The following is a 12,913-nucleotide window of genomic DNA, read 5'->3' on the forward strand; positions in this document are numbered from 1 at the left end:
AGGGATAGTGATACTCCTCAGACCGCCATCGGCGCCGTCATCGGCGCATGGTGCTGGTAGCCTTCCAGCGAGAAATCCCCCGGCTCCACCAGCTCCAGCCACTCTGGCTGGTACACCCCGGTCTTGGCAAACTCCGGCACACGCTCGGAAATCACCAGCTTCGGCATCGGGAACGGCTCGCGGGTCAGCTGTTCGTTGAGCATGTCCAGGTGGTTTTCATACACATGGGCATCGCCGATGAAATAGGTGAACCAGCGCGGCGTATAACCGGTCAGGCGCCCGATCAGGCTCAGCAGTGCCGCGCCTTCGGTCAGGTTGAACGGCGTGCCCAACCCCAGATCATTCGAACGGATGTAGAGGGTCAGGGAAATCTCCTTGGTCTCCACATTCGGATGGAACTGATACAGCAAATGACACGGCGGCAACGCCATTTCATCCAGCTGCGCACAGTTCCAGCCATGGAACAGAATCCGCCGGCTACCCGGATCCTTGATGATGGTGTCGACGCACTGGCGCACCTGGTCGATGGCCTTGTACAGCACCACATAGGCCTGGCCGTTTTCCTCGCCCTCGGCAATCTGCCGATAACCCTGGCCCAAGGTCTGCTCGATAGCCGCGACGTTGCTCTTGGCAATCTGCTTGTACGCCGGCCATTTACGCCATTGCACCCCATAGATCTCGCCCAGGTCGTCTTCGCCCTGGCGGAACGGGTTGGCCAGCCACTGGGCGTTTTCGTTGGCATTCTGGTCCCAGACCTTGCAGCCCAGCGCACGGAACTCGGCGGCGCTGTTCACCCCACGGAGAAAACCGCACATCTCGCCGACAGCGGACTTGAACGCCATCTTGCGGGTGGTGATCGCCGGAAAACCTTCCTGGAGGTCATAACGCAGCATGGCCCCGGGAAAGCTGATGGTGTTCACACCGGTACGGTTGGCCTGCTTGGTGCCGTTCTTGATGACGTGGGCGACCAGTTCGAGATATTGCTTCATGAGTTACCTGCATCCTTGAATACGGGGCCCGCGAGCCCCGATTCGAATTTAAAGCGCGGCGTCTTTCGCGGCCGGTGTAGTCGGGGCGCGGTGATAGGCGAACCACAGCAAGCCCAGGCCGCCGATGATCATCGGCAGGCTGAGGATCTGCCCCATGGTCACCCAGCCGAACGCCAGGTAGCCGAGCTGCGCATCCGGCACCCGGACGAACTCGACGACAAAACGGAAGATCCCGTAGAACAACGCGAACATGCCCGAAACCGCCATGGTCGGCCGCGGCTTGCGCGAGAACAACCAGAGGATCACGAACAGGGCCACGCCTTCCAGGGCGAACTGATACAGCTGCGACGGGTGACGCGGCAACTGGGCTGGGTCGCTGAACGGCGGGAAGATCATCGCCCACGGCAAGTCGGTCGGTTTGCCCCACAGCTCGGCGTTGATGAAATTGCCGATCCGCCCGGCACCCAGGCCGATCGGAACCATCGGCGCGACAAAGTCCATCAGTTGGAAGAACGACTTGCCGTTGCGCCGGCCAAACCACCAGGCCGCCACCATCACCCCGATAAAGCCGCCATGGAACGCCATGCCGCCCTTCCAGACCTCGAAGATCAGCGTCGGGTTGGCCAGGTAGGCGCTCAGATCGTAGAACAGCACATAACCCAGGCGCCCGCCAACGATCACACCCATGGCCAGCCAGAAGATCAGGTCGGAGAGTTTCTCCTTGGTCCAGGTCGGATCGAAACGGTTCAGGCGCCGGGAGGCCAGCAGCCACGCACCGCCAATGCCGACCAGGTACATCAGGCCGTACCAGTGGATTTTCAGCGGGCCGATGGCCAGGGCCACCGGGTCAATCTGCGGGTAAGGCAGCATTGCAACTCCTCGATAGAGTAAAAATTCAGGGCCCGGCGAACAGCAATCGCCCGGGCCGGCGGGTCATGTTGCAACCGCGCCATTAAGCCAATATTGCGCCGGCATGACTGAACCGAGCCTGTGGCTCAGATCAGGAACTTCAGGCCGACAATGAACAACAGGCCGGCAAACAGCCGCTTGAGCAACAGCGGCGACAGTTGGTGCGCCAGTTGCACACCGAAGCGAGCAAAAAACATACTGGTCAGGGCAATCCCGAGCAAGGCCGGCAAATAGATAAAGCCCAGGCTGTGGGCCGGCAACAATGGATCGTGCCAACCCAGGATCATGAAACTCAAGGTACTGGCCAGGGCAATCGGCAAGCCACAGGCCGAGGACGTCGCCACCGCCTGCTGCATCGGCACGCTGCGCCAGGTCAGGAACGGCACGGTCAGGGAGCCGCCGCCGATCCCGAAAATCGCCGAGGCCCAGCCGATAAACGCCCCCGCCAGGCCGAGGCCGAACTTGCCGGGCACGCTGCGGCTGGCCTTGGGCTTGAGGTTCAGCGCCATCTGCGCCGCCACCACCAGGGCGAACACGCCGATGATCTTCTGCAGGTGCGGGCCGGCGATGGCCTTGGCGGTCAAGGCGCCGAGGCCCGAGCCCAGCAGGATGCCCACGGCCATCCAGGCAAAGACCGGCCAGAGCACCGCGCCGCGCTTGTGATGCCCGCGAATGGTGTTGAACGAGGTGAAAATGATCGTCGCCAGGGACGTGCCCACCGCCAGGTGCGTGAGGATCAGCGGATCGAACCCTTGCAGGGTGAAACTGAACACCAGCACCGGGACGATAATGATCCCGCCGCCCACGCCGAACAGCCCGGCCAGCACGCCGGCGCAGGCCCCCAAGACCAGATAGAGCAGAAATTCCATGCGCGACCCCGCAAAACAAGTCCGGCATGGTAACGGAAGGCGGCACACGGCTCTACTGGATGGCGATGGATACCCTGCGTAGAGTGGGCAAAAACATCGAGGACCACCTGATGTGCCTGATTGTCTTTGCCTGGCGCCCGGGCCACGCCCAGCCGCTGATCGTCGCGGCCAACCGTGACGAATTTTATGCCCGACCAAGCCTGCCCCTGGCGCAATGGCCAGAAGCGCCGCAGGTGTATGCGGGGCGTGATCTGGAGGCGGGCGGGACCTGGCTGGGGATCGGGGCCCGGGGGCGCTTTGCGGCCTTGACCAATATCCGCAATCCGCACCAGCCGGTGGCCCGGCGCTCACGGGGGGAGTTGGTGGCGCGCTTTCTCACCGAAGGCCTGCCGATTGATGAGTATTTAGCCGAAATTCGCGCAAGATCGGCAGAATATGCCGGGTTCAACCTGCTCCTGGGAACAGCGGATGCGCTGTGGCATCTCAATTCCCACGAGGGTGAACCGCGCCAACTGGCGGAGGGTGTCTACGGGCTGTCCAATGCCGGGCTCGATACGCCCTGGCCGAAACTGCTCAAGGCCCGCGCGGCGCTGTCCTGGGAACTGGCGGATCCGCGACCGGAGGCGTTGCTGGCGATGCTCGGCGACCCGACGATCGCGCCGCTTGCCGAGTTGCCGGACACCGGAGTGGGACAGACAACCGAGAGTCTGCTGTCCAGCGTGTTTATCTCCAGCCCCACCTACGGCACACGGGCCAGCACGGTGCTGATCAGCCACGCCGATGGCACGCGCCATCTCATGGAGCGCAGCTTCGGGCCGTATGGCGGGCATCTGGGAGAGGTGGAGCTAAAGGTCTAGCTCCGCCCTCTCAATGCGTGACAGTCGGCACCACCATCCGTGACAGCCCGAGGTTCTTCAGCGCCAACTGCAAGGTACTGCGAATCACCTGCGGGTTGTCGATGGTCATCACCTGGGCCAGCAGTTCCTGGGCCTTGCTCAGATTGATCTGACGCAGCATCCATTTCACCTTCGGCAGGTTGGTGGCGTTCATCGACAGGCTGTCAAAGCCCATCGCCATCAACAGCACCGCCGCCATCGGATCACCGGCCATCTCGCCGCAGATACTCACCGGCTTGCCTTCGGCATGGGCGTCACGCACCACGTTCTGCAAGGCTTGCAGCACCGCCGGGTGCAGGTAGTCGTAAAGGTCCGCGACCCGTGGGTTGTTGCGGTCCACGGCCAGCAGGTACTGGGTCAGGTCGTTGGAGCCCACCGAGAGGAAGTCCACCTGCCGTGCCAGCTCGCGGGTCTGGTAGACCGCCGCCGGAATCTCGATCATCACCCCCACCGGCGGCATCGGCACGTCGGTGCCTTCGTCGCGCACCTCGCCCCAGGCCCGGTGGATCAGGTGCAGCGCCTCTTCCATCTCGTGGATGCCCGAGATCATCGGCAGCAGGATCCGCAGGTTGTTCAGGCCCTCGCTGGCCTTGAGCATGGCCCGCGCCTGTACCAGGAAGATTTCCGGGTGGTCGAGGGTCACGCGGATACCGCGCCAGCCGAGAAACGGGTTGTCTTCTTCAATCGGGAAATACGGCAGCGACTTGTCGCCGCCGATGTCCAGGCTGCGCATGGTCACCGGTTGCGGATGGAACGCCGACAACTGCTCGCGATAGATCGCCAGCTGTTCCTTCTCGCTCGGGAAACGCTGGTTGATCATGAACGGCACTTCGGTGCGGTACAGGCCGACACCTTCGGCCCCGCGCTGCTGCGCCCGGGCCACATCCGCCAGCAGGCCGGTATTGACCCACAGCGGCATGCGATGGCCGTCCGGGGTCACGCACGGCAGCTCGCGCAAGGCGTCCAGGCCCTCGGACAGCTGGCGTTCTTCTTCCACCACACCGGCGTATTGCTTGCGCAGCACTTCGCTGGGGTTGGTAAACACCTCGCCACGGGCGCCGTCGACGATCATCTCGATGCCGTCGACCTTCGAATACGGCAGGTCCACCAGGCCCATGACGGTTGGAATGCCCATGGCCCGCGCCAGGATCGCCACGTGGGAGTTACCCGAACCCAGTACCGAGACCAGGCCCTTGAGCTTGCCTTCCGGTACTTCGCCGAGCATCGCCGCGGTCAGCTCTTCGCTGACCATGATGGTGTTGTCCGGGTAGACCAGGGCCTGCTGGCGCTCGGATTGCAGATAGGCCAGCAGCCGGCGCCCGAGGTCCTTGACGTCCGACGCACGCTCGCGCAGGTAGGCGTCGTCCATCAGTTCAAAACGGTTGACGTGATCGGTCACCACTTGGCGCAAGGCGCCCTGGGCCCATTGGCCGGTCTTGATCACGTTGGTGATTTCGCTGCCCAGGGAGGCATCGTCGAGCATCATCAGGTAGACGTCGAACAACGCGCGCTCTTCCGGACGCAGCTGGGTCGCGAGTTTGGCCGAGAGCGTGCGCATATCGGCACGCACGCCTTCGATGGCGGTCTTGAACAGCGCCAGTTCGGCATCGATATCGGCGATCGCCTTGTCCGGCACCACGTCCAGGTCCGCCGGCGGCAACATGACCACCGCCGTACCCACCGCAGCACCCGGCGAACCCGGCACACCGATGAACTTGGCTTCCTGGATGCCCTTGCCTTCACGCCCCAGCCCACGGATCGAACCGGTGGCCTCGGCATGGGCGATAACGCCGGCCAACTGGGCGCTCATGGTCACCAGGAAGGCTTCTTCGCCCTCGTCGAACTGGCGACGCTCTTTCTGCTGGATCACCAACACGCCGACGACCCGGCGATGGTGGATGATCGGCGCACCGAGGAAGGAGGCATAACGCTCCTCGCCGGTTTCGGCAAAGTAGCGATACCGCGGGTGATCGGCGGCGTTTTCCAGGTTCAGCGGTTCTTCGCGCGTACCCACGAGGCCAACCAGGCCTTCGTTCGGCGCCATGCTGACCTTGCCGATCGAGCGCTTGTTCAAGCCCTCGGTGGCCATCAGGACAAAGCGGTTGGTTTCGGGGTCCAGCAAATAGACCGAGCAGACCTGGCTGCCCATGGCCTCTTTGACGCGCAATACAATAATGCCCAACGCCGCCTTGAGATCCTTGGCGGCGTTAACTTCCTGGACGATCTTGCGCAGCGTATTGAGCATGGCTCGGGGTCGAACTCCGTGTCAGTCGCGCGCCAACAGGCGCGGGGCAAGCTCTTTGAGCGCGCGACGGTAGACCTCGCGCTTGAATGTCACCACCTGGCCCAACGGGTACCAATAGCTGACCCAACGCCAGCCATCGAACTCCGGTTTACCGGTCAAATCCATCCGCACCCGCTGCTCGTTGGAGAGCAGGCGCAGGAGAAACCATTTCTGCTTCTGGCCGATGCACAGCGGTTGGCTGTGGGTACGCACCAAGCGTTGCGGCAAACGATAGCGCAACCAGCCCCGGGTACAGGCCAGAATTTGCACATCCTCGCGTTCCAGGCCGACTTCTTCGTTCAATTCACGGTACAAAGCGTCTTCAGGCGTCTCGTCCGGGTTGATCCCGCCTTGCGGAAACTGCCATGCATCTTGATTGATGCGACGTGCCCAGAGGACCTGCCCAGCATCATTCGTCAGAATTATCCCGACATTAGGACGGAAACCATCGGGGTCGATCACGGCAACCACCTCGCAAACGCATGTCAACGCATTGTTCCACAAAGGTTGTGAAAGCAGCAACGAGCCTGCCTACCTTATGTGCACTCTTGTGAAAAGACCGTATTCTGGAGGCCTTTTTACAGGCTTATCAGCGAGTAACCGCAATGCGTCTGGCTTTATTCGACTTGGACAACACACTTTTGGGCGGCGACAGCGACCACGCCTGGGGCGATTACCTCTGCGAACGGGGGATTCTCGACCCGGTGGCCTATAAAACCCGCAACGACGAGTTCTACCAGGATTATCTGGCGGGCCGCCTGGACAACGCCGAGTATCTGAATTTCTGCCTGGAAATTCTCGGCCGCAGCGAGATGGCGCAACTGGACGAGTGGCATCGCGACTATATGCGCGACTGCATCGAACCCATCGTGCTGCCCAAGGGCCTGGCGTTGCTGGCCCAACACCGCGACGCCGGCGACAAGCTGGTGATCATCACCGCCACCAACCGTTTTGTCACGGCACCGATTGCCGCGCGGCTGGGGGTCGAGACCCTGATCGCCACCGAGTGCGAGATGATCGACGGCCGCTACAGCGGGCGCAGCACCGATATCCCGTGCTTTCGCGAGGGCAAGGTGACGCGCTTGAACCGTTGGCTGGAAGAAACCGGGCATGGCCTGGAAGACAGCTATTTCTATAGCGATTCGATGAATGACCTGCCGTTGCTGGAGCAGGTGGCCAATCCCGTGGCGGTGGACCCGGATCCGAATCTGCGGGCCGAAGCCGAGAAGCGTGGATGGCCGGTGATTACGCTGCGCGATTGATGGCCTATTCGCGGGCAAGCTCCGCTCCCACATTAGATTTGCGCCGTGCACAGAAGGTGCGTACGACTCAGGACCCGATGTGGGAGCGGAGCTTGCCCGCGAAGAAGGCGACTCGGTGTCAGATCAGACCGGCTTGGCAACCATCAGATAAAAAATCGCCATAAACGACAAAAACGCCGGCCAGCCCAGCACAAACCACCAGCGCATATAGGTCTCGGCCTGGATCGGCATCGCCGTGCCGTCACCCAAGGCCTGCTCGGCCATCCTGTGCACCCGGATCTGCAGCCAGACCACCGGCAGCCAGCAGATCCCCGCCAACACGAACAGGCCCAGGCTCCACACCAGCCAGCCTTGCTGGATCGGCCAGCCCGCCAGATGCATCAACCCCAGCCCGCTCAACGGCTGGAACACCGCCGTAGTGGTGGTAAAAGCCCAATCGGCGAACACCAGGTGCTTGAAGGTCGCCGCAATCACCTCGACGTTGCCCGTGCGCCAGGCGCGCAAGGCGTAATACGCGGAACCGGCACCCAGGCCGAAAAGAATGGTGGAAGACAGGATATGCAAGGTTTTCAGCAGCAGGTAAGCACTCATCGACGCGGTTCGGTCCAAAGCAGCCAAAGGGTCGCCACCATCAGCACCAGGTTCTTGGCGACGGCGGCATAAGGGTCAAACCAGTAGTGCGGCAGCACGAAGCTGATAATCAGGGTGTAGGCCCCCATCAACAGCAATTGCGCCCGGAACGCCCACTTGCGCGTACGCCGGAACAACATCCCCAGGCCCAGCAGCCCGTCGCACAGCGACCCGGCGTAGACCGCGAACGCTGCGGAGTCCCCGCTTACCCCGGCCTCGGCCATGATCCGCAGGCTCCAGTCATAACCCGGCCCCAGGCAAACCACCGCCGTGCCCAGCCAGATCAACAGCATCACCGCCAGCAACAACGGTCGCAGTGCCGATTGGACACTCTGGCCGGCGTTCGGCCAGTCCTGCAGGCGAGTGGAGAGCGGCGCGGAGCGGTAACCACAGACCTCGACCAACGCCTCGGGACCGGCGACATTGTCACGCTGGGCCATGCGCAGGCTCTGGCGATTCAAGGCCCGCCAGCCCAGGCGCTCGCCCAGCCAGGCAACGGCCCGCGACAAGATCCCCGGCACCTTCACATACCGCGCAGGCCCCCAGCCCTGGGCCGCACGCAACTGATCGAGCACTTGCGCCAGGGTCAGCACTTGCGGCCCCACCAGCGGCAACACCTGGGAGTGCGCCGGCCAATGCCGCAGCAAGGCCAGCACGGCGGCGGACAAATCGTCGATATGCAGCGGTTGCAAGCGCGCTTGCAGGTCCAGCAAGGGGATCAGCGGCCAGGGCGACAGGCGCGCCAGCCAGGCACTGCTGGCCCCGCCGGCCCCCAGCAGCAACGAGGGGCGCAGGACCACGGCCGGCACGCCGAGCGTCATCAGGTAATCATCCGCTGCCGCCTTGCTCGCCAGAAATGGCACATCCGGCTGCTCGCCGGCGCCCAGCGCGGAAATATGCAGCACCCGCACGCCACGGCGCGCCGCCAGGTCGAACAGCGCCCGGGTGCCCAGGTCCTGGGTCAGGCGCAGTGCCTGCTCATCAGTGCTCAGCAACCCGGCGGCATTGATCAGCAGATCGATACCATGGGGCAGGATGAAATGCTTGGAGTCCTCGGCCAACCGATCCAGGTCGAGCACCTGCCATTCGACCCCCGGTAGCGAGCGCAGGTGATGATCACGGCTGGTGGCGATCACTTCGTGACCGGCGGCACTCAACGCCGCCAGCAAATGGCGGCCGACGAACCCCGTGGCCCCCACCAGAAGCACCTTCATGGTAAATCCCCGGCCTGACGGCTTAAACCGGTTTCGCGCCCATCAGGCCCGCAATAGCGACAAAACCGACAACCGTGAAAATCGCCAGGGCCAGCGTAAACCCTGGATGCCGCGCCGTGATACCACGGCGCAGGCGATTGAGACGGACCACCAGCCACACCCAACTCAGGGTACACAGGGTGTAGAGCACACTCGAACCCAGCAGCCAGGTCTGACCCAACGGCCAACCGGACAGGTGCACCAACCACCAGCCACTGACCGGCAGCACGGCCAGGCACAGCGCCATCAGCCCCCAAACGAAGAACCAGGGACGCTGCAAAGTGTGATTTTGAATGGCTGTATCGCCGGCACGGCGTCCGCGCCAAAGCCTGATCGTCACCGCCAGCGCGCTGCCCAGCAAAAGCACCGGCGCCGCACCGTGTAGCAGTTTCAAGGCAGTGAGGGTTTCCATTTCATCGTTTCCTTGGTTTTACGATCAACTTTCGAGCAGCAATCAGATGCAGAGTCGAACACCTCCCGTGTAGGAGCATGGCTTGCCAGCGAAGGGGCCCGTGAGAGCGTCAAAAGCTTCGCTGGCAAGCCAGGCTCCTACAAGGTTACGCGGTGCCTTTCAGAATGGAACCTGCCCATCAGCTTAGCAGCCATCCACCGTGTTTCAGCCGAGGAACAACCGATACGCCGGGTTATCGCTTTCATCCCAATACGGGTAGCCGATTTCCGCCAGGGCCGCCGGCACCAGATGACGCTCTTCCTCCGGCACCTGCAGGCCCGCGACCACCCGGCCATCGGCGGCACCATGGTTACGGTAATGGAACATCGAGATATTCCAGCGCCCGCCGAGCTTGTTGAGGAAGTTGAACAACGCCCCCGGACGCTCCGGGAATTCGAAGCGCAACACCATCTCGTCACTGACACGGGCCGCATGGCCACCGACCATATGACGGATATGCAACTTGGCCAGCTCGTTGTCGGTCAGGTCCAGCACCGGGAAACCCTGGCCGGTCAGGCTGTCGATCAGGGCACTGCGCGGATCGCTGTCGGGGTGGGTTTGCACGCCGACGAAAATATGCGCTTCGTGGCCGGTGTGATAACGGTAATTGAATTCGGTGATCTGACGCTTGCCGATGGCTTCGCAGAACGCCTTGAAACTGCCCGGTCGCTCCGGAATGGTCACGGCGATAATCGCTTCGCGCCCTTCGCCCAACTCGGCACGCTCGGCCACATGGCGCAGGCGGTCAAAGTTGACGTTGGCGCCGGAGTCGATGGCCACCAGGGTCTGCCCGGTGATCTTGCGCGACTCGACGTATTTCTTGATCCCAGCCACACCCAGGGCACCGGCCGGCTCGGTGATCGAGCGGGTATCGTCGTAGATATCCTTGATCGCGGCGCAGATCTCGTCGGTACTGACGGTGATCACCTCGTCGACATAGTCCTTGCAGATGTCGAAGGTGTGCTGGCCGATCTGCGCCACGGCCACGCCGTCGGCGAACAACCCCACGGTGGACAGGATCACCCGCTCGCCGGCGGCCATGGCCTGTTGCAGGCAGTTGGAGTCATCCGGCTCGACACCGATCACCTTGATCTCCGGCCGCAGGTACTTCACATAGGCCGCGATCCCGGAAATCAAGCCGCCGCCACCGACCGGAACGAAGATCGCATCCAACGGCCCCGGATGCTGACGCAGAATCTCCATCGCCACGGTGCCCTGCCCGGCAATGGTGTGCGGATCATCGTAGGGGTGGATATAGACGTAGCCTTTTTCCTCGACCAGCCGCAGGGAATGGGCCAGGGCTTCGGCGAAAGAGTCGCCATGCAACACCACTTTGCCGCCCCGGGAGCGCACGCCTTCGATCTTGATTTCCGGCGTGGTCTTGGGCATCACGATGGTGGCCTTGACCCCCAGCACCTTGGCCGCCAGGGCCAGGCCCTGGGCATGGTTGCCCGCCGATGCCGTGACCACGCCACGGGCGCGCTCGGCCTCGCTAAGCTGGGTCAGCTTGTTGTAGGCACCGCGAATCTTGAAGGAAAACACCGGCTGCAAATCTTCGCGCTTGAGCCAGACCTTGTTGCCCAGCCGCTCGGAGAGCTGGCGAGCGGTCTGCAACGGGGTTTCCACGGCAACGTCGTAGACGCGCGAGGTGAGGATCTTCTTGACGTACTGTTCAAGCATCGGAAGGCATCGCTGGCGGGTGTGGACAGGGACCGAGGAGTCTAACCCAGCGCTTGCGGCAACGACCACAGGGTTCCTGAGGTTTTATTGCCCGTGCCTGCGGCCAAACGGACAATGACCTTCCCCGCCCCGACGCTTATAATGCCGGCCTTTCGCACACCCCCTGCCCGCTTTCGGAGCCCGCATGACCCAGGATCAACTCAAACAGGCCGTGGCCCAAGCCGCTGTCGACTTCATCCTTCCCAAGCTCGATGACAAAAGCGTTATCGGCGTGGGCACCGGCTCCACCGCCAACTGCTTTATCGACGCCCTGGCGCAACACAAGGGCGCCTTCGACGGCGCGGTCGCCAGTTCCGAAGCCACCGCCGCGCGCCTCAAGGGCCACGGGATTCCGGTCTATGAGCTGAACACCGTCAGCGACCTGGAGTTCTACATCGACGGCGCCGACGAAAGCGACGAACACCTGAACCTGATCAAGGGCGGCGGCGCGGCCCTGACCCGCGAGAAGATCGTCGCGGCCGTGGCCAAGACTTTTATCTGCATCGCCGACGGCAGCAAGCTGGTCCCGGTGCTCGGCGCTTTCCCGCTGCCGGTCGAAGTGATCCCCATGGCCCGCAGCCATGTGGCGCGCCAGTTGGTGAAACTGGGGGGTGATCCGGTGTATCGCGAGGGCGTGTTGACCGATAACGGCAACATCATTCTGGATGTGCACAACCTGCAGATCACCAACCCGGTGGAGCTGGAAAGCCAGATCAATGCGATTGTCGGCGTGGTCACCAACGGCCTGTTCGCGGCGCGTCCGGCGGACCTGCTGCTGCTGGGCACCAGCGAAGGCGTGAAGACCCTCAAGGCCTGAGGCAAGCACCGCCCCCCCTCTGTAGGAGCGAGCTTGCTCGCGATGGGCGTTAACGATAACGCGGGGCGCCTGATGCCCCACGGTGTCTGTGCCATCATCGCGAGCAAGCTCGCTCCTACAGGGGGGGCGTCGGGATTAACGGACGCTGCTGTTGAAGCGGCTGGCGCCCGGCAATTCCAGTACCAGCTCATCCCCGGCATTCAGCGGGCCGACGCCCACCGGCGTACCGGTCAGGATCACGTCACCGGCCTGCAACGAAAAGCATGCGGCCATGTACTGGATCATCGGCACGATCGGGTTGAGCATGTCGCTGCTGATCCCGTCCTGGCGAACCTGACCGTTGATGGTCAGGCGAATGCCGATCTGGGTCAGGTCCGGGAAGGTACTCCCCACCACGAACGGCGACAGCACGCAGGCACCGTCGAACGACTTGGCGACTTCCCAGGGCAGGCCCTTGCTCTTCAGCTCCGCCTGCTTGTCACGCAAGGTCAGGTCCAATGCCGGCGCAAACCCGGAAATGGCATCCAGAACCTCTTCAACACTCGGCTTGTTGGACAGCGGCTTGCCGATCAACACGGCAATCTCGGCCTCGTAATGCACCGAACCACGGTCCGCCGGAATGCTGAAACCACCCTCGATCGGCACCACGCAGCTGCCCGGCTTGATAAACAGCAACGGCTCGGTCGGCACCGGATTGTCCAGTTCCTTGGCGTGCTCGGCGTAATTACGGCCGATGCATACCACCTTGCCGAGAGGAAAGTGAATACGGGTACCGTCGACATACTGGTGCTGATAGCTCATGACTGACTCCTGGTCTTTGTCATCAGTGACTTC

At 62.8% G+C, this 12,913-nt stretch carries 13 protein-coding genes; 3 read left to right on the forward strand and 10 right to left on the reverse strand.

Annotated features, from left to right (window positions below; all coding sequences use genetic code 11):
- Positions 1 to 17: 17 nt before the first annotated feature.
- The 3 genes from M5C56_RS05835 to M5C56_RS05845 form a co-directional block, all read right to left on the reverse strand.
- Positions 18 to 989, reverse strand: a complete 972-nt coding sequence (locus tag M5C56_RS05835) for a thymidylate synthase (protein WP_103497948.1) — start codon at positions 987 to 989, stop codon at positions 18 to 20.
- 48 nt (positions 990 to 1,037) lie between these two features.
- Complete coding sequence (gene lgt, locus M5C56_RS05840; RefSeq protein WP_103497949.1) at positions 1,038 to 1,859, reverse strand: prolipoprotein diacylglyceryl transferase; 822 nt, start codon at positions 1,857 to 1,859, stop codon at positions 1,038 to 1,040.
- A gap of 125 nt (positions 1,860 to 1,984) precedes the next feature.
- On the reverse strand, positions 1,985 to 2,767 hold the full coding sequence (locus M5C56_RS05845) for a sulfite exporter TauE/SafE family protein (RefSeq protein WP_103497950.1): 783 nt from the start codon (positions 2,765 to 2,767) through the stop codon (positions 1,985 to 1,987).
- A 110-nt stretch (positions 2,768 to 2,877) separates the two neighbouring features.
- Between M5C56_RS05845 and M5C56_RS05850 the strand changes: the two genes are divergently transcribed.
- Positions 2,878 to 3,624, forward strand: coding sequence for an NRDE family protein (locus M5C56_RS05850; RefSeq protein ID WP_103497979.1), 747 nt, complete (start codon positions 2,878 to 2,880; stop codon positions 3,622 to 3,624).
- A gap of 10 nt (positions 3,625 to 3,634) precedes the next feature.
- On the opposite strand, the gene ptsP is transcribed toward M5C56_RS05850, so the two are convergent.
- Together ptsP and M5C56_RS05860 are read right to left on the reverse strand one after the other, a co-directional pair.
- A complete protein-coding gene (ptsP, locus tag M5C56_RS05855; RefSeq protein ID WP_100942022.1) occupies positions 3,635 to 5,908 on the reverse strand; it encodes a phosphoenolpyruvate--protein phosphotransferase in 2,274 nt (757 codons plus the stop codon).
- 21 nt (positions 5,909 to 5,929) lie between these two features.
- Positions 5,930 to 6,409, reverse strand: a complete 480-nt coding sequence (locus M5C56_RS05860) for an RNA pyrophosphohydrolase (RefSeq protein ID WP_040071746.1) — start codon at positions 6,407 to 6,409, stop codon at positions 5,930 to 5,932.
- Between the two features lie 143 nt (positions 6,410 to 6,552).
- Here M5C56_RS05860 and M5C56_RS05865 point away from each other — a divergent pair, with 143 nt between their 5' ends.
- Positions 6,553 to 7,209, forward strand: a complete 657-nt coding sequence (locus M5C56_RS05865; protein WP_103497951.1) for an HAD family hydrolase — start codon at positions 6,553 to 6,555, stop codon at positions 7,207 to 7,209.
- A gap of 123 nt (positions 7,210 to 7,332) precedes the next feature.
- Here M5C56_RS05865 and M5C56_RS05870 read toward each other — a convergent pair whose 3' ends face one another.
- From M5C56_RS05870 to ilvA, 4 genes are all read right to left on the reverse strand, one after another.
- Positions 7,333 to 7,800, reverse strand: coding sequence for a DUF2269 domain-containing protein (locus tag M5C56_RS05870; RefSeq protein ID WP_103497952.1), 468 nt, complete (start codon positions 7,798 to 7,800; stop codon positions 7,333 to 7,335).
- Entirely contained in the window at positions 7,797 to 9,053 is a 1,257-nt protein-coding gene (locus tag M5C56_RS05875) for an SDR family oxidoreductase (protein ID WP_103497953.1), read from the reverse strand. The genes M5C56_RS05870 and M5C56_RS05875 overlap by 4 nt, the downstream gene beginning before the upstream one ends.
- A gap of 22 nt (positions 9,054 to 9,075) precedes the next feature.
- Entirely contained in the window at positions 9,076 to 9,504 is a 429-nt protein-coding gene (locus M5C56_RS05880; protein WP_103497954.1) for a DUF2269 family protein, read from the reverse strand.
- A 204-nt stretch (positions 9,505 to 9,708) separates the two neighbouring features.
- On the reverse strand, positions 9,709 to 11,292 hold the full coding sequence (gene ilvA / locus M5C56_RS05885) for a threonine ammonia-lyase, biosynthetic (protein WP_103497955.1): 1,584 nt from the start codon (positions 11,290 to 11,292) through the stop codon (positions 9,709 to 9,711).
- 115 nt (positions 11,293 to 11,407) lie between these two features.
- Between ilvA and rpiA the strand changes: the two genes are divergently transcribed.
- Positions 11,408 to 12,079, forward strand: coding sequence for a ribose-5-phosphate isomerase RpiA (gene rpiA, locus M5C56_RS05890; protein ID WP_103497956.1), 672 nt, complete (start codon positions 11,408 to 11,410; stop codon positions 12,077 to 12,079).
- 135 nt (positions 12,080 to 12,214) lie between these two features.
- Here rpiA and M5C56_RS05895 read toward each other — a convergent pair whose 3' ends face one another.
- Positions 12,215 to 12,880 (reverse strand): fumarylacetoacetate hydrolase family protein, encoded by a 666-nt coding sequence (locus M5C56_RS05895; protein ID WP_103497957.1) that lies wholly within the window; start codon positions 12,878 to 12,880, stop codon positions 12,215 to 12,217.
- Between the last annotated feature and the right edge of the window lie 33 nt (positions 12,881 to 12,913).

The organism is Pseudomonas sp. MWU13-2862 (assembly GCF_023242495.1).
Classification (GTDB): domain Bacteria; phylum Pseudomonadota; class Gammaproteobacteria; order Pseudomonadales; family Pseudomonadaceae; genus Aquipseudomonas; species Aquipseudomonas gingeri_D.